This window comes from Mesorhizobium sp. L-8-10, assembly GCF_016756635.1.
GTDB lineage: Bacteria > Pseudomonadota > Alphaproteobacteria > Rhizobiales > Rhizobiaceae.
Map to the genome: position 1 here is coordinate 7634773 of NZ_AP023263.1, position 15706 is coordinate 7650478.

15 protein-coding genes and 1 riboswitch are annotated in these 15706 nt (G+C 66.1%); of the genes, 5 read left to right on the plus strand and 10 right to left on the minus strand.

The features are described 5' to 3' along the window. The first annotated feature begins 56 nt into the window (after nucleotides 1-56). Entirely contained in the window at nucleotides 57-1232 is a 1176-nt protein-coding gene (locus tag JN280_RS35545) for a dipeptidase (protein WP_202308869.1), read from the plus strand. A gap of 101 nt (nucleotides 1233-1333) precedes the next feature. Further along, nucleotides 1334-2212, plus strand: a complete 879-nt coding sequence (locus JN280_RS35550; RefSeq protein WP_202308870.1) for a cytochrome c3 family protein — start codon at nucleotides 1334-1336, stop codon at nucleotides 2210-2212. 227 nt (nucleotides 2213-2439) lie between these two features. On the opposite strand, the gene JN280_RS35555 is transcribed toward JN280_RS35550, so the two are convergent. Continuing rightward, nucleotides 2440-3525, minus strand: a complete 1086-nt coding sequence (locus JN280_RS35555) for a 2'-deoxycytidine 5'-triphosphate deaminase (RefSeq protein WP_202308871.1) — start codon at nucleotides 3523-3525, stop codon at nucleotides 2440-2442. A gap of 296 nt (nucleotides 3526-3821) precedes the next feature. Further along, nucleotides 3822-3898, plus strand: a riboswitch (SAM riboswitch). Nucleotides 3899-3942: 44 nt separating this feature from the next. Between JN280_RS35555 and JN280_RS35560 the strand changes: the two genes are divergently transcribed. Beyond that, on the plus strand, nucleotides 3943-5139 hold the full coding sequence (locus JN280_RS35560; RefSeq protein ID WP_202308872.1) for an O-succinylhomoserine sulfhydrylase: 1197 nt from the start codon (nucleotides 3943-3945) through the stop codon (nucleotides 5137-5139). A 130-nt stretch (nucleotides 5140-5269) separates the two neighbouring features. Here the strand turns inward: JN280_RS35560 and JN280_RS35565 are convergent, their stop codons facing one another. The 3 genes from JN280_RS35565 to JN280_RS35575 form a co-directional block, all read right to left on the minus strand. Next, complete coding sequence (locus tag JN280_RS35565; RefSeq protein ID WP_202308873.1) at nucleotides 5270-5530, minus strand: hypothetical protein; 261 nt, start codon at nucleotides 5528-5530, stop codon at nucleotides 5270-5272. Then, nucleotides 5527-5961: a DUF5681 domain-containing protein gene (locus JN280_RS35570; protein ID WP_202308874.1), complete on the minus strand. Its 435-nt coding sequence runs from the start codon at nucleotides 5959-5961 to the stop codon at nucleotides 5527-5529. Before JN280_RS35570 ends, JN280_RS35565 begins: the two co-directional genes overlap by 4 nt. Before the next feature lie 391 nt (nucleotides 5962-6352). Beyond that, nucleotides 6353-6958, minus strand: coding sequence for a CDP-alcohol phosphatidyltransferase family protein (locus JN280_RS35575; protein WP_202308875.1), 606 nt, complete (start codon nucleotides 6956-6958; stop codon nucleotides 6353-6355). A gap of 365 nt (nucleotides 6959-7323) precedes the next feature. Between JN280_RS35575 and apaG the strand changes: the two genes are divergently transcribed. Further along, entirely contained in the window at nucleotides 7324-7716 is a 393-nt protein-coding gene (apaG, locus tag JN280_RS35580) for a Co2+/Mg2+ efflux protein ApaG (RefSeq protein ID WP_202308876.1), read from the plus strand. Between the two features lie 643 nt (nucleotides 7717-8359). On the opposite strand, the gene JN280_RS35585 is transcribed toward apaG, so the two are convergent. The 3 genes from JN280_RS35585 to JN280_RS35595 all read right to left on the minus strand — a co-directional run bounded on the left by JN280_RS35585 (nucleotide 8360) and on the right by JN280_RS35595 (nucleotide 11607). After that, the gene (locus JN280_RS35585) at nucleotides 8360-9367 is read right to left on the minus strand and encodes an Hsp33 family molecular chaperone (RefSeq protein ID WP_202308877.1); all 1008 of its coding nucleotides are present in this window, start codon (nucleotides 9365-9367) and stop codon (nucleotides 8360-8362) included. 118 nt (nucleotides 9368-9485) lie between these two features. After that, nucleotides 9486-10397 carry an ornithine carbamoyltransferase gene (gene argF, locus JN280_RS35590; protein WP_202308878.1) on the minus strand — a complete coding sequence of 304 codons (912 nt, stop codon included), beginning with the start codon at nucleotides 10395-10397 and terminating at the stop codon, nucleotides 9486-9488. Between the two features lie 13 nt (nucleotides 10398-10410). Then, nucleotides 10411-11607: an aspartate aminotransferase family protein gene (locus JN280_RS35595; protein WP_202308879.1), complete on the minus strand. Its 1197-nt coding sequence runs from the start codon at nucleotides 11605-11607 to the stop codon at nucleotides 10411-10413. 864 nt (nucleotides 11608-12471) lie between these two features. Between JN280_RS35595 and JN280_RS35600 the strand changes: the two genes are divergently transcribed. Continuing rightward, complete coding sequence (locus JN280_RS35600; protein WP_202308880.1) at nucleotides 12472-12984, plus strand: GcrA family cell cycle regulator; 513 nt, start codon at nucleotides 12472-12474, stop codon at nucleotides 12982-12984. A 127-nt stretch (nucleotides 12985-13111) separates the two neighbouring features. Here JN280_RS35600 and JN280_RS35605 read toward each other — a convergent pair whose 3' ends face one another. The 3 genes from JN280_RS35605 to JN280_RS35615 all read right to left on the minus strand — a co-directional run bounded on the left by JN280_RS35605 (nucleotide 13112) and on the right by JN280_RS35615 (nucleotide 15499). After that, nucleotides 13112-14044, minus strand: a complete 933-nt coding sequence (locus tag JN280_RS35605) for a hypothetical protein (protein WP_202308881.1) — start codon at nucleotides 14042-14044, stop codon at nucleotides 13112-13114. 251 nt (nucleotides 14045-14295) lie between these two features. Then, nucleotides 14296-15213 (minus strand): CDF family Co(II)/Ni(II) efflux transporter DmeF, encoded by a 918-nt coding sequence (dmeF, locus tag JN280_RS35610; protein WP_202308882.1) that lies wholly within the window; start codon nucleotides 15211-15213, stop codon nucleotides 14296-14298. A gap of 10 nt (nucleotides 15214-15223) precedes the next feature. After that, on the minus strand, nucleotides 15224-15499 hold the full coding sequence (locus JN280_RS35615) for a metal/formaldehyde-sensitive transcriptional repressor (RefSeq protein WP_202308883.1): 276 nt from the start codon (nucleotides 15497-15499) through the stop codon (nucleotides 15224-15226). Nucleotides 15500-15706 lie beyond the last annotated feature (207 nt).

The window sequence follows — 15706 nt, forward strand, 5'->3', positions numbered from 1 at the left end:
GCTCAAGCGTTTCGGCGATGATCCCCAGGCGAATCGTCGCTGGTGCGGGGAGATTTATGAAACGCGGTATCCGTATTCTCGCCTGGGCGCTCGCCTTGCTGGTGGTGGCCGGGCTCGGCTTCTTCTTCTTCGTGCTGCCGGCACAGGTCGAAGCGGCGATGAACGGCGTCCTGCACCCGCCACCCTATGCCGCCTCCGACAAGGCCAGGGCCCTGCACGGCACGATCGAGGTGGCCGACCTGCATGCCGATCCCCTGCTGTGGGGACGCGACCTGACGGAACGCGGCACACGCGGCCAGGTCGACATTCCGAGGCTTTCGGAAGGCAACGTCGCGCTACAGGTCTTCTCGGTGGTGACCAAGTCGCCTCACAATCTCAACATCGAGGAGAACGACGACGATAGCGACGACATAACGCTGCTCGCGCTCGGCCAGCGCTGGCCGCCGCGCACCTGGTTCAGCCTCAAGGAACGCGCGCTCTACCAGGCCGCCCGGCTGCACGACATGGCGGCGCGCTCCGACAACAAATTCGTGCTGATCAAGAGCCGGGACGACCTCGTACGCTTCCTTGAGCGGCGCAAGGCGGAACCCAACATCGTCGCCGGCCTGCTCGCCATCGAGGGCGCCCATGTGCTCGAAGGCGATCCGGCCAATGTTGATGTCATGTTCGACGCCGGCTACCGCATGATGTCGGCCGCGCATTTCTTCGACACGGAAATGGGCGGGTCTGCCCATGGCATGGAAAAGGGCGGGCTGACCGAGAAGGGCCGCGACATGATCCGGCGCATGGAAGAAAAGAAGATGATCGTCGACATCGCCCATGCCTCGCCGGTGCAGATCGACGACGTGCTCGCGCTGGCCACACGACCGATCGTGGTCTCCCACACCGGCGTGAAGGGCACATGCGACAACCGCCGCAACCTGAGCGACGACCAGTTGCGCGCCGTCGCGAAGAATGGCGGGCTGGTGGGCATCGGTTTCTGGGAGACGGCGATCTGCGGAACGGATGCCGCGGCCATCGCCAAGGCTCAGCGCCACACCGCCGACGTCATCGGCATCGACCATCTGGCGCTCGGCTCGGACTTCGACGGCGCGGTCGCGACGCCCTTCGACGCGACCGGGCTGGTGCAGGTGACCGACGCGATGATTGCGCAAGGCTTCACCGACGAGGAGATCGGCAAGGCAATGGGCGGCAACCAGATCCGCTTCCTGCTGGAGAACCTGCCGGATTGAGCGACGGACGTCACATCGATCGGCCGTCATAAGGCGGAGGTCGACTGACACTCCGGCATCGGGCATGATGCGGGCAGCCTCATCCCGATAGCTTCCGCAACATGCAGCGGTTTGTTCGATACGGTTCCCGGGCGGGTCTTGCCTCGGTTGCGGCGGCCGTCCTCTTGCTGGTCATGCAGCCGACCGATGCTGCCTGGTGGCTCGTCCGCATCCCGGGTGTCGCCGCGCTGCTGCTGGCTGCTGCGGCCGTCGCCATTCCGCCCGCTCCCCGAAGACCCACATGGCACGCGCCGCTGGGCCGACTGGCGATCGCGGCACTTTTCGCGCACATCCTGTCGGTGGTCGCGCAGGAGCCCGAAATCTGGCGATGGCTCTCGGCGGCCATGCCCGTCGAGATCGCGCTCGGGCTTGGCGCGGCGATCGCCCTGTCGATGACGCTGGCGGTACGGCGATCGCGAAGCCTGCGGCTGCGTGTCGGCCCGCCGGCGACACTGGGTCTCCACCGCATCGCCGGCCTTGTCGCCTGCGCGGCCGCGGGGGCGCATGTGGCGCTCGTGGCGGGAAGCACATTCACAATCGTCTCGCTCGTGGCGTGCGGCGTGGCCATGCTGCTCGTAGCCGGCAATCCCGCCGAACGGCATCTGCCCGCGCTGATCGTGACACTCGGTTTGGGGACCGGCGCCGCGGCGGCGCTCGCAGCCGGGCCGCTTGCGCAAACCCGCCTCGCCGGCCTGCGCGCATCTCCCGTCGATCATGCCGGTTTCTCGCATGGCGACCACGGCAGCATCGCCTGCACGACCTGCCATCACAATTTCGTCGACGGAAGCGGCAAGGAGAACTGCATCACGTGCCACAAGCGGCTCACGATCTCGGAACCGATGCGGGTCGACAGGATGTTCCACGCCTTCTGCGGCGAATGCCACCGGGAGGAGAAAGCGGCCGGCCGCAAGACCGGGCCGATCGATCATTGCATGGGGTGACATGCAGATTGAGGCGATGCGCCGGCGCGATGGCAATGTGCCTTCGCGGTGTCACTGCACATAGTCCTGAATGAGGGGCTGCTCCGGCTTTGCCGGGCGGTCGAGCACGGCGGCGAGGTCACGGCATAGATCCTCGGGTCGAGCCCGAGGATGACGAAGGCGCGGGGGATGCGTGAGGTGTCTCGGCCGGGATGGCGTGCCGGGCGCGGCGCCCCGATGCGCGGGAACTACCGGAAGTGCTTCGACAGCTTCAGGCCCTGGGCCTGGTAGTTGGAGGCGAGGTCGGCGCCGTAGAGCGCCTTGGGCCGCGCCAGCATATGTTCGTAGACGAGGCGGCCGACGATCTGGCCGTGCTCGAGGATGAAGGGCACCTCGTGGCTGCGCACCTCGAGCACGGCCCGGCTGCCGGTGCCGCCGGCGGCGGAATGGCCGAAGCCGGGATCGAAGAAGCCGGCATAGTGGACGCGGAACTCGCCGACCAGCGGATCGAAAGGCGTCATCTCGGCAGCGTAGAGCGGCGGCACGTGCACGGCCTCACGCGAGACAAGGATGTAGAATTCGTCCGGGTCGAGCACCAGTTCGCCGGCGCCACGATCATAGAGCGGCTCCCAGAAGTTGAGCACGTCCTGGGCGGCCCGCTTGTCGACGTCGATCAGGCCGGTGTGATGCTTGCCTCGATAGCCAACCAGACCATCGGCGCCCCCGGTCAGGTCGATCGACAGCGCGATGCCGCCGCCGGAGATGTTGGGCTGTTCCGACGCGACCAGGGTTTCGTCTTGATGGAGAGCGCCGAGTTCGGCTTCGGTGAGTTGGGCCTTGCCCTTGCGGAACCTGACCTGCGACAGGCGTGAGCCGGTGCGGACCACGATCGGAAAGGTGCGCGGGCTGACCTCGATGAACAGCGGCCCGGCATAACCCGCGGGCATCTTGTCGAATTCCTGGCCGTGATCGGTCATCACGCGGGTGAAGATGTCGAGCCGGCCGGTGGAGCTCTTGGGATTGGTGGACGCCGCGACATCGGCTGGCAGCGCCAGCGTTTCGAGCAGCGGCACGATATAGACGCAGCCTGTCTCCAGAACCGCACCTGCTGTCAGGTCGATTTCGTGAAGCTTCAGCCTGTCCAGCTTGTCCGTGACCTTGTGGCCGGGGCCAGGGAGAAAACTCGCGCGCGCACGATACGCCTTCTCGCCCAGGCGCAGGTCGAGACTGGCGGGCTGGATCTGGTCATGATCGAGCGGACGGCGGGAAGCAAGCGCGCCGGCCTCGAACAGAGCGGCGATCTCGTGATCGGGAAGAATGCCAGACTGACGCAAGACGAACTCCTATACCAAGGCCTGAATACTGGCGTATTCAGGCGGCCTCAATCGCCGGCGCGGCCCCTCCGGGCCGCTTGGCTTTCGCGCCAACGGGCGCGGCGCGCGGTCGCGCGCTCCAACGGTCGACAAGGTCGACCGTTGGCAATTACCCAATCACCTGGATGCTGGCGACCTCAATCGCCATAGCGGCCAATCCGCCCCGCATGACGTCCGCGCCAACATGCCTGGCACAAGGGGTCATGGACCTTTAATCACCGGCGCGATTGACGCAAGAACGCGCAAGGTCTAAAGGAGCCTTATCCCGTGGTGATTTGCCGGTCGGCTTGCAGCCACGTTAAACAAGTCGCTAAAGGGCCGCGGTGTGGACCGGTTGCGACTTTCGCGGCCGGTTTTTTTGTGTCTGGAGATAGGTCGATGGCATCGCAAGGAAAGCGCAACTGGAAGCCTCAGACGGCACTTGTCCATGGAGGAACGACCCGTTCGGCCTTCGGCGAGACATCGGAAGCGATCTATCTGACCCAGGGTTTCGTCTATGACAGCTCCGAGGCGGCCGAGGCGCGCTTCAAGGGCGAAGAACCAGGCTTCATCTATTCCCGCTACGCCAATCCGACTGTCGACATGTTCGAGAAGCGCATGTGCGCGCTCGAAGGCGCCGAAGATGCGAGGGCGATGTCTTCAGGCATGGCGGCCGTGTCTGCCGCGCTTCTGTGCAGCGCCAGGGCCGGCGACCATGTGGTGGCGGCGCGCGCGCTTTTCGGCTCGTGCCGCTGGGTGGTCGAGACTTTGATGCCGCGATACGGCATCGAGACCACGCTCGTCGACGGCACCAGGCCCGAGGAATGGGAAAAGGCGGTCCGGCCGAACACCAGGCTGTTCTTCCTGGAAAGCCCGACCAACCCGACGCTGGAGGTGATCGACATCGCCGCCGTGGCCAGGCTCGCCAACCAGATCGGCGCCAAGCTCATCGTCGACAACGTCTTCGCCACGCCGCTGCAGCAGAAGCCGCTGGAGCTCGGTGCCCATATCGTCGTCTATTCCGCCACCAAGCACATAGACGGCCAGGGCCGGTGTCTCGGCGGCGTCATCCTGTCGGACAAGAAGTGGATCGACGAGAACCTGCACGACTATTTCCGGCACACGGGCCCGAGCCTGTCGCCGTTCAACGCCTGGACCCTGCTGAAAGGGCTGGAGACGCTGCCGCTGCGCGTGCGCCAGCAGACGGAGAGCGCCGGCACGATCGCCGACCATCTCGCCGGCCACCCTGCCGTGGCTCGCGTCATCTATCCGGGCAGGGCGGACCATCCGCAGGCCGACGTGATCCGGCGCCAGATGAGCGGCGGCTCGACGCTGATCTGCTTCGAGCTGAAGGGCGGCAAGAAATCGGCCTTCGCCTTCCAGAATGCGCTCGACATCGTGCGGATCTCCAACAATCTCGGCGACGCCAAGAGCCTGGTGACGCATCCCGCGACCACGACGCACAAGAACCTCTCCGACGAAGCGCGCGCCGAACTCGGCATCGGGCCGGGCACGCTGCGCATCTCGGTGGGGCTGGAGGATGCCGGCGACCTCATCGCCGATATCGACGGCGCGCTCGCCGCGGCGCAACCATAGGGGCAGCATCAGGGACGAAGCTCCAACGTCCTCGCCCCCGCTCCAACAGCAGGAATAGTGCTCGCCGCCGGAACGTTGCCGGGCGGCGGGCAGGCAGCGTCTTCGACTGAAATCACTGCGATCGTTCGCATCAAAGCCCGTCGGGCTGCTCGCCGAAGCCGAGCAGATAGGGCGGCTCCCGATAAGGCTCCTCTGCCGGCGCCGACACGATGCAGCGGCGAATGATGAGCAGGTTGCCGGCCTTCGGGTCCAGGCCGTGGCTGCGGAGCAGTTTCCTGACGGCGGCTTCCTGCCCCTCGCCCGAGACGACCGTCACAACCCGGCGTTCCATGGATGCAGGCGGTCTCGCCGCCTCGAGCGCGGCGAGACGCGATGTGATGGCGGCACTCATTTCAAGCCGATCCTTTCCTCGAGCGCCGCGATACGCGCGACCAGTTCTCCCGTTTCGAGCGCCTTGCGCTGGGCGTCGAGCAGGCCGACGACCAAAGCCCCCTCCTCCAGTGACAACACACCGGCGGCAACCTGCCTGTTCACGCCCGATATCGCGGCAGCGAGATCGCCGGCCCTGGCCATTTCGGGCAGGTCGAACGCCACCCGGGCGCCCTTGCGGGCCGGCCAGACACGATCGAGGATGGCTCGGGCGGCTGATGTGTCGCCGCATTTGGCACCGTCGATCGTCGCGACCAGAATTGCCTCGGCCGACTGCTCGCCGAGATTGTCGAGGACAGCCAGCTTCCTGGAGCGTGAACCGGGCGGCCGTCCCTTCGGGTTACCGGACTGGCCCGGCTGAAACTGCGTTCTCCTGCTTCCTTCACCTGCCATTGCGGACCTCCTTCGTGGGCAAAAAAAGAGCCCGGTGCGACCGGGCTTGTGACGGGCTGATCCTGTAAACAACTGGGTTTTTACAGGACGGGCCTGTTTTCACCTGCAGCGCCGCAGGCGTCAGATTTGGCACCGCTATCAACGGACTATTCGTCGGAATAAGCGGGCTCGTGGGCGAGCGCATAAAGCAAACCCGCCACGAGGGGATCGGGCGGGCGCAACAGCTGCAGAGTGAAAATGTGCGTCAGAAAATCCGGGATCACAGTCCCAATGTCAATTGAATTACAGAGGGGTCATTAAGAAGTGATCGAGCATCGCCGACGACCTCTCATATCAGATCATCACGAAATCTGCTGCAGTGAGCGCCGGCTTGCCAACAGAACGCGGCCGGTCAGCGGAAAGTTTTCACCGCGAGCACGATGCGGGACAGCGCGGTGTAGAGGGTCAATGCCGCAAAGGCCCAGGCAAACCATGCGAACCAGGACGGGAACAGGCAGCACAGGGCGAAGACCAGGATGGTCTCCGTCGCCTCGGCGAGGCCTGTCGTGAAAAACAGCGACTTCGGCCCCCGGGCCTCGCTCGTCATCTTGCGCTTCTCGGCCATCACCGCATAGGCAAGAAAACTCGAGCCGTTGACATAGAAGGAAAAGAGGAGGCCGGACGCGGCGAGCGCGTTGGCCGCGGGGTCGGCCAGGGCGAAGCCGAGCGGCACGGCGCCGTAGAAGACGAAGTCGAGCACGATGTCGAGATAGCCTCCGAGATCGGTCTTGCCGCGCCTCTTCGCCACGGCGCCGTCGAGCCCGTCGCCGAGGCGGCTGAGGAGCAGCAGGAGAAGCCCCGACACAAACAGGCCGGACGCGATCGCCGCCGCCGCGGCGAGACCGACGAGGCAGGCGACGACGGTGATCGCATTGGCCGAGACGCCGGCATCGGCCAATCGGCCGGCAACGACGTCCAGCATGGGGTCGAGTTTTCGCCGCGCCCATCCGTCGAGCATGCTTCCTCCGCTGTCGTACCGGCCCGGAAATCGGAGCCGTTTCCTGGCGGCTCGATCCTTGAATTAAGTTCTGGAGCGGCGGGCACACCGGTGGAATTGGTGCGTCCGCCACTCCAGGCATTGCTTGTAGCATCGGATTCATCCCGAAACCGGTATTCGATTCCGGGTCCGATGCTCTGGTCGACGGATCGACTGAACCGGTGCCGCCAACCCCGCAGGCGAACCGCCACATTGCGAGAGCCCGTTGTCGCTGCAGTCCACCCCGGCCTATGGAAGCAATCGACGTCAAAATGCCGCTGATATGGTATGATTTTCCGCGTCGGCTGCAGGATCGGCCAGAATCACGGACCGGAGACGCAGAACTGATGTATCAGGCGGTGACGCGCAACATCGAGGTGAAGGTCGAGCCGTTCTATCTCGACGATCGTTCGGACCCTTCCGAGAACCGCTATGTCTGGGCCTATCGCATCACCATCGCCAACCATTCCGACGACTTCGTCCAGTTGCTCACCCGCTACTGGCACATCACCGACGCGAAGGGTCGGGTCGAGGAAGTGCGCGGAGCCGGAGTCGTCGGCGAGCAGCCGGAACTGAACCCCGGAGACAGCTATCAGTATACGTCGGGCTGTCCGCTCACGACCCCTTCGGGCATCATGGTCGGCCGCTACACCATGCGCAACGAGCGCGGCGAGCTGTTCGACGTCGCGATTCCGGCCTTCTCGCTCGACATTCCGGGGCTCTCGCGGACGGTGAATTGACGCGGTCATCGGTTCGCCGGCAGGCGCCTGTCCATGAAAGTGCCGGCGGAAAGCCGTTGTGCTTCAGTCGGATGGCAGAATCGGCGACGCCGCGAATTGCCCCTCATCCGGCTGCCCGTCCTCCGCAGCAGCTGCGGAGGGTGGACCGGCACCTTCTCCCCGTTTACGGCTAGGGGATGCACATATTCTCTGCGGGCCAAGACGTTGGTTACGGCCACCGAGTCGCCTACTTGCCCGTGCCTTGTGGCCCTTGCACACGGGATACCCCTCATCCGACCTCGCTTCGCGAGGCCACCTTCTCCCACAAGGGGAGAAGGTCGGAGCCTGGCTTCGCCGGCTCTGCAAATCGCCAACGTCGACGATTGGCCGGAGCGCTCCTGCAAGCCTTGCCTTCTCCCCTTGTGGGAGAAGGTGGCCTCGCCCGCAAGGGCGAGTTCGGATGAGGGGTACCTCGCGATGTGTGCATGCACTAGCCGCTTGCGGGAGAAGATCGATGTCGCCGCCGGCTTCGCCAATCTTCAGCGTTGCCGATTGAGCGCCGTCATCGCGGCAGGCGGTCTTCTCCCCGCAATGCGGGGAGAAGGTGGCGGCAGCCGGATGAGGGGCAATTCGCAGCGGTCAAAGATTGCCTCCAGAGGAACCATCACTCCGCCTTGGCGAACTCCGCGGGATCGAAGAGGTATTCGGTCGAGCAGAACTCGCAATTGACGCGGATGTTGCCGTTCTCGGTGCTCTCGACGATCTCCTCGGCGGTGAAGCTCTCGAGGATGCCGCGGATCTTCTCGCGCGAGCAGGAACATTCGTCGGCGACCGGGATGCCTGTGAAAACGCGCACGCCGTGCTCGTGGAAAAGCCGGTAGAGCAGCCGCTCGGCGCCGACCGTGGGATCGATGAGTTCGCTCGGCTCGATCGTCTCGAACAACGCAAGCAGTTCCTGCCAGGCATTGTCGGTGGGATCGTCGTCCTCATCGTCGTCACCGTTTCCGCCGGGCAGATCCGCGAGGCGCAGCCGTTCCGGCGCTTCGGGCAGGAACTGCGCCAGGATGCCGCCGGCCCGCCAATGTTCGTGTCCGGCGCCCTCGCCCGGCAGCCGCATCCTGGCCACCGACAGGCGGACATCGGTCGGAATCTGCTCGGACTGGCGGAAATAGACGCGCGCCACATCCTCGAGCGAGGTGCCGTCGAGCGGCACGACGCCCTGGTAGCGTTGCGTATGAGCACCCTGGTCGATGGTGAGCGCCAGCACGCCCTTGCCGAGCAGATCCTTCGGCGAGGCCTCGCCTGCCGCCACGGCCGCCGCCAGACGGTCCGCGTCGAAGCGCGCATAGGCGCGCAGCGCCCGCGGCGTCGCGAAATCGACGACCAGCATGTCGACCGGCCCGTCGGTGCGCGTCTGCAGGATGAACTTGCCTTCGAATTTCAGCAGCGTGCCGAGCAGCACGGTCAGCACGGAAGCCTCGGCCAGCAGGCGCGCCACCGGCTCGGGATAGTCGTGGCGGCCGAGAATCTGGTCGAGCATCGGTCCGAGCTGGACGATGCGGCCGCGCACGTCGAGCGGGCCGACCTCGAAAGGCACGACATGGTCGTCGCCGGCAAATCCGAATTCGCCGAGTTTGGGCTGCTGTTCAGTCACGATCGCGGTTTCCGGCATGGTTGTTCTCCGGCGCGCCGCGAGGGCATCTTCGAACGCCGTCCGCGTCCGGAAAGAACCTGCGCCACGCCATCTTTTTGGGGTGATGGGCCTGACATAGGCATCACCCCCTCGCCGTTCAAGCGCCGAGGCACCAGGCGAGCACGGCCTTCTGAGCGTGCAGCCGGTTCTCGGCCTCGTCGAAGACCACGGAGTTCGGGCCGTCGATCACCTCGTCGGTGACCTCCTCGCCGCGATGCGCGGGCAGGCAATGCATGAAGAGCGCATCGGACCTGGCCTGCCGCATCAGCGCGGCATTGACCTGATAGGGCATGAACACGTTATGGCCGCGGGCGCGATGCTCCTGGCCCATGGACACCCAGGTGTCGGTGACGACACAGTCGGCATCCCTGACCGCCGCTTCGGCGCCGGGGGTAAAGGCGATCTCGCCGCCGTTGTTCCTGGCCCAGTCGACAAATTTCTGCTCGGGCTCGCTGCCTTCGGGCACCGCGACATTGACCTTGAAGCTGAACCGCGCCGAAGCTTCGAGCAGCGAATGCAGCACATTGTTGCCGTCGCCCGTCCAGGCGAAGGTCTTGCCGGCGACGCTGCCGCGATGCTCCTCATAGGTCATGACGTCGGCCATGAGCTGGCAGGGATGCGTATCGTCGGTGAGCCCGTTGATGACAGGCACGGTGGCGTGCTCGGTCAGCTCCAGCAGCCGCGCATGGGCGGTGGTGCGGATCATGATGATGTCGACGTAACGCGACAGCACCTTGGCGGTGTCGGCGATGGTCTCGCTGCGGCCGAGCTGCATCTCGGTGCCGGTGAGCATGATCGTCTCGCCGCCGAGCTGGCGCATGGCGACGTCGAAGGAGACGCGTGTGCGCGTCGACGGCTTGTCGAAGATCATGGCGAGAACCTTGCCCTCGAAGGGGCGGCTCAGCTCGCCCGCCTTGAGCCGGCTCTTGCGCGCCGCGGCGTCGTCGAGGATCGCGCGCAGTTCCGCCGCCGATAAGGTCGACAGGTCGGTGAAATGACGAATGCCCATTCAGCGCCTCCGATCAGCTCGCCGCGGGGGCCGGGAGCTCGGCGAGATGCCCGGCCGCGGCCCTGATGCGCGAGAGGCCGTCGCGTATCTCCTCGTCGGAGATCGTCAGCGGAGGCAGGAGCCGAACGACGTTGTCGCCGGCCGGCACGGCGAGCAGATTCTCGTCGCGCAGCGCCATATTGACCCTGGTGTTGGGCACGCGGCATTTCAGGCCGAGCAGCAGGCCGGTGCCGCGGATGCCCTCGAACACGTCGGGGAACTCGTCGGCAACGGCGGCGAGGCCCTGCTTCATGAGCAGCGCCTTGCGCGATACCTCGTCGAGGAAGCCCGGAGCCAGAACCACGTCGAGCACGGCATTGCCGACCGCCATGGCGAGCGGATTGCCGCCGAAGGTCGTGCCATGCACGCCGGCCGTCATGCCCGATGCGGCCGCGTCGGTGGCGAGGCACGCGCCCATCGGGAAGCCGCCGCCGATGCCCTTGGCGATCGCCATGATGTCGGGCGCGACGCCGCTCCACTCATAGGCGAACAGCTTGCCGGTGCGGCCGACGCCGCACTGCACCTCGTCGAAGATCAACAACAGGCCGTGCTTGTCGCAGAGATCGCGCAGCCGCTTGAGCGAGGCGGCCGGCACCGGGCGCACGCCGCCCTCGCCCTGCACGGGCTCGATCAGGATCGCCGCCGTCTCGGGCCCGATCAGTTTCTCGGCGGCATCGATGTCGTCGAAGGCGACCTGGTCGAAACCTTCCACCTTCGGGCCGAAGCCTTCCAGATATTTGGCCTGGCCGCCGGCCGCGATGGTGGCCAGCGTGCGGCCGTGGAAGGCGCCTTCGAACGTGATGGTACGGAAGCGCTCCGGACGGCCGTTGACGAAGTGGTAGCGGCGCGCCGTCTTGATCGCGCATTCCAGCGCCTCGGCACCCGAATTGGTGAAGAACACCTTGTCGGCGAAGCTCGCCTCGACGAGGCGCTCGCCGAGGCGGCGCTGGCCGGGTATCTCGTAGAGATTGGACACATGCCAAAGCCTGGCTGCCTGCTCGGCAAGCGCTGCGACCAGATGCGGATGGCTGTGGCCGAGCGAGTTGACGGCGATGCCGCCGGCGAAGTCGAGATATCGCTCGCCGCTTTCCGTGACCAGCCAGACGCCCTCGCCTCGCTCGAAAGCCAGGGGTGCGCGAGCAAAAGTCTCGTAAAGCGCCGAACCGCTCATTCTCTGTCACTCCGGAAAGATGAGGGAGCCGAGCGGCTGGCGTGCCGACCAGACCCCTCCGGCAGCCTGGAAAGTAAAAGGCCGCCCAAAAGGCGGCCGTTGCTGACATATCCGTTTTTTCCGGCCCGAAGTCAACGAAAAGGTGGCCTGCGGGAGGAGGCACGAAACCGCGTGCAACCTGCGCAAGAGCGCCTTGCAATCCTCGCGGCAAGATCGGAACGACCGTCCGCGATGAAGGGGCGCGGTGTGCATCGGACCTCATGTTGGGCGACCTGCCGGTGCCCGCGTCCGGCCGGGCGCCGCGGCGATCGTGGCGGGCGGACTGCTGCCGGCTCAAGGACGCAAGATGATGCGATCCCGCCACAACAGGGCCATATCCGGACTTCATCGGCATCGCAGCACGGCCGGCCCGATCCCTTGACGTCGAAAGCAACAGACCACAAATGATTGTTATCCTTGGCGGGCTCCGTGCCGGCTCCCCATCCGCAAGATCGACTTCTGCGACCGCGGACAGCGAAGATCGCCGGCGATCGAGCGCGGCGGCGCCGGGAAGGCCTGAAAGGCAACGCTCGCTCCCGCGCCGGACGGGACGGCGCAAGGAAGCGGCCAGCTCGGCGGCTCCAGCCTCGCGCCAGCCTGTTGTGACAGACTGACAAGGCAAGTTGGGGAAAACTGCGAAAACCGAGTCAGGCTGCCAAAGCGACTCTTGTCACGGAGTCAACCGATAGAGTAGGTAGAAGGCAAGAAAAAAACTAGATTTCGTGCGGCGACCCTAGTCACTGGAATATATGTGGTATCGCGCCGGCTGCGGTCGGTTGCGAGTGGATTCCGGATTCACCGTACGCAGCTTCAGGAGCATGTTCCATGTGGACTGACGAACGCGTCGAACTCTTGAGAAAACTGTGGGCCGAGGGCCTGAGCGCCAGCACGATCGCAGCGCAGCTCGGCGGCGTGAGCCGCAACGCGGTCATCGGCAAGGTGCACCGGCTGAAGCTGTCGAGCCGCGGCCGGTCGGCCGCCGCCCCGACCCGCCAGAAGAAGGCGCCGGCCGCCACGCCCGTCACGAAATCGGTGACGCGCACGACGACGGTGACCCGGCCGGTCACGGTCTCGGTCGGCGCGACCGCGCTGCAGGTGCAGTTCGAGGCCGCGCCGGTGGCGCGGCAATATCTGCGCCCGCAGGAAGAGGTGGTGGTGCCGATCTCGCGACGGCTCAAGCTGGTGCAGCTCAGCGAGCGCACCTGCAAATGGCCGAACGGCGATCCGCTTTCGGAAGACTTCAGCTTCTGCGGCAACGACTGCGCCGACACCGGGCCATATTGCGGTTACCACTCGCGCATCGCATATCAGCCGGCCGCCGAGCGCCGCCGCCGATAAGGCCCGCCAGGAACGGAGGGCGCCCCGTCGTCCGCGACGGCCCGTCCGGGCCGCTCAGCGGAGAACACAGCCGCCCGCGCGGTCCATTTCGCGACCCGGGCGGCGCCGTACTTCCAGCCGCGAGCGCTCAGACCGCGTCGATCTCGTCGATTGCGGCGGCGGCGCAGTGAGCGAGGAACAGCAGCGCCGCGGCGAGGAAAACGCGCACGGCCTTCACCAGCCGCGGCGAGAGGCCGATATGGCTGCCGTCGGCGTCGGGCCGGTGGATCAGACCGGCATCGCCGGCGTCCCGCAACAGTTTGCGCACATGCGAGCGGGAGACGCCGAAGCGGGCGGCAATTGCCGAAATCGAGACGGGAATCGGGCCCTCGGGCGGGAAGGGCCCACTCTGCGCACCGGTTAATGCCAGATGGAGCAAGACCACGATGCCGGCATTGCGCTCCATGAACAGTTCGAGATCGGGCGCCTGGTCCAGAAGGCGGAAGCCTGCGAAGAAACGGATCGAGAGATGGCGCACGAAGGCCGGCGTGAATTCAGGCCGACCAAGCGCCGCGAGCGCCCGATCCCCTTCCGGCAGAACCCGCCGCATGGCCTCGAACTGGTTGGCCCAGCGCTCCCGCAACGAGGAAAGCAGCCGGTCCGTCGGGACAAGCAGGCGCATGCGCCGGTCGGCGGAGGCCGGCGCCGCGGCGAGATAGCCGGCCAGCCGCATCAAGGCCAGCACGGCCTCCGCCCGATTGCCGCTGCAGAGCTTCTGTTCGACGCAGAGCGCGCGCATGCGGCTCGTCGTCAGGCCCGGCCCGTGCCCGTCATCACCGAAGTAATGGAGATAGACGCAGAGATAGCCGATCACGAAGCGGCCGCGATCGCTGACCAGCGTGCTGACCAGCCGATTGCCACGATGGAGCCGCACCATGCCGGCCGCGACCAGCCTGATCGCCTCGTCGAAGCGAGGATGCGCGGCGAGCGCGGCGATCGTCTCGGCCGACAGGCCGTCGGCGCCGGACCCCCGAAGCCACTCGCCTTGTGCCCTTCCCGACACCGTTACCGATCTCGTCACGCGTTGCCTCGCCCTACCTCGTCGGGCGCCCCGACGACACGGCAGCGCCAGCATGCACCCGTTTCCCGCATGGATACACCCAATTTTCTCCAGTTGCCGCCGCTGCGCAACTGCCGTTTTCGTCCCTCATATCCGGCAACCGGCTCGAGGCCATCAAACTCCACCCCGTCCCCAAAGGCGCCCATCAGGCTCGAAGATGCGGTGGGGGCTTTGCTACCGGGCGGCGCTTCCGCGCGGGCGACGGAAAGGCTCTAGCGCGCCTCGACCGTCACATGGGCGAGATCGTGAACGGCCGTCAGCCGCCGCCGCACGGCCTCGGAAGTGTCGCGCCCGGTGAAGGAGACAATAGCCGCGCAGGCGCCGGGTCCGACCCGCCAGACGTGCAGGTCGGTGATCCGCGCGTCACCCTCGCGCTCGACCCTCTGGCGGATTTCGGCCTCGAGTTGCTGATCGGACGCGTCGAGGAGGACCCCGGCGGTGTCGCGCAACAGGCTCCACGACCATGACGCGATGACGATGGCACCCACGATGCCCATGACGGGATCGAGCCAGATCCAGCCGAGATAGCGGCCCGCGACCAAGGCGACGATCGCCAGCACGGAGGTCAGGGCGTCGGCCAGAACATGGGCGAAGGCCGAGCGCAGATTGTTGTCGCGATGCCCGTGATGCGCATGGTTCTCATGGTCGTGATGGTGACGGCCGTGACGATGGCCCCCCGATAGCAGGAGAGCGCTGAGCGCGTTGACCACGAGACCGAGCACGGCGACCAGCGTCGCCTCGCCGAACGCGACAGGACGCGGATCGAACAGGCGGCCGACCGACTCCACGCCGATACCGAGCGCGACGAGCGCCAGGATAAGCGCCGAGGCGAAGCCGGCAAGGTCCCCCACCTTGCCGGTTCCGAAACTGAAGCGCCGGTCATGCGCGTGCCTCCGCGCGAAGGCGTAGGCGCCGGCGGCCACCGCCAGCGCGCCGGCATGGGTCGCCATGTGGAAGCCGTCGGCAAGCAGCGCCATCGAATTGAAGACGCTGCCGGCGACGATCTCGCCGATCATCATGAGCGTGGTGAGCAGAACGACCCAGAGGGTACGCCGGGCGCTCTTGTCGTGGCTCTCCCCGAGGAAGACATGTTCGTGGCTCAGGGCGCCGGTTTCCGGCTGGCGGGTCAAAGGCTGCTCCTCATTTCACGTAGCGACGCATCGCCATGACGAGTTCCTCCGCCCCTGCTTCACGGGCTTCATCCGTGAGGTCGGGCCGTGCCACATGCTGACGGACGTGATCCTCGACAAGTTCGTCCATCAGGCCGCCGATCGCGCCGCGTACGCCGGCGACCTGGTGCAGGACGACGGCGCAGCCGGCGTCGCTGTCGATCGCCTTCTCAATGGCCGCGACCTGGCCGGCAATCCGCCGGATGCGCGCGAGGAGCTGATCCCTGTTCGATTTGACGTGCGACATAGTATACCCTCCTACCCTATATGAGGCATGCGGGCAAGCCGGCACCGCCGGCCGGCCGCTTCCTGGATCCGATTTTGACTGTCGCGCTGGCCCCCGCCATGAAGATAAGGAAAGCTGCGAAATACCCTCATCCGGCTGCCGCCACCTTCTCCCCGTAAACGGCTAGGGCATGCACACATCGCGGGGTACCCCTCATCCGACCTCGCT

Excerpts from the sequence above, each read along its gene's own strand:
- JN280_RS35600 (WP_202308880.1), top strand. The coding sequence starts at position 12,472 with ATGTGGACTGACGAACGCGTCGAACTCTTGAGAAAACTGTGGGCCGAG.
- JN280_RS35565 (WP_202308873.1), bottom strand. The coding sequence starts at position 5,530 with ATGAGTGCCGCCATCACATCGCGTCTCGCCGCGCTCGAGGCGGCGAGA.
- JN280_RS35570 (WP_202308874.1), bottom strand. The coding sequence starts at position 5,961 with ATGGCAGGTGAAGGAAGCAGGAGAACGCAGTTTCAGCCGGGCCAGTCC.
- JN280_RS35585 (WP_202308877.1), bottom strand. The coding sequence starts at position 9,367 with ATGCCGGAAACCGCGATCGTGACTGAACAGCAGCCCAAACTCGGCGAA.
- JN280_RS35615 (WP_202308883.1), bottom strand. The coding sequence starts at position 15,499 with ATGTCGCACGTCAAATCGAACAGGGATCAGCTCCTCGCGCGCATCCGG.
- apaG (WP_202308876.1), top strand. The coding sequence starts at position 7,324 with ATGTATCAGGCGGTGACGCGCAACATCGAGGTGAAGGTCGAGCCGTTC.
- argF (WP_202308878.1), bottom strand. The coding sequence starts at position 10,397 with ATGGGCATTCGTCATTTCACCGACCTGTCGACCTTATCGGCGGCGGAA.
- JN280_RS35560 (WP_202308872.1), top strand. The coding sequence starts at position 3,943 with ATGGCATCGCAAGGAAAGCGCAACTGGAAGCCTCAGACGGCACTTGTC.
- JN280_RS35595 (WP_202308879.1), bottom strand. The coding sequence starts at position 11,607 with ATGAGCGGTTCGGCGCTTTACGAGACTTTTGCTCGCGCACCCCTGGCT.
- JN280_RS35545 (WP_202308869.1), top strand. The coding sequence starts at position 57 with ATGAAACGCGGTATCCGTATTCTCGCCTGGGCGCTCGCCTTGCTGGTG.
- JN280_RS35575 (WP_202308875.1), bottom strand. The coding sequence starts at position 6,958 with ATGCTCGACGGATGGGCGCGGCGAAAACTCGACCCCATGCTGGACGTC.
- JN280_RS35550 (WP_202308870.1), top strand. The coding sequence starts at position 1,334 with ATGCAGCGGTTTGTTCGATACGGTTCCCGGGCGGGTCTTGCCTCGGTT.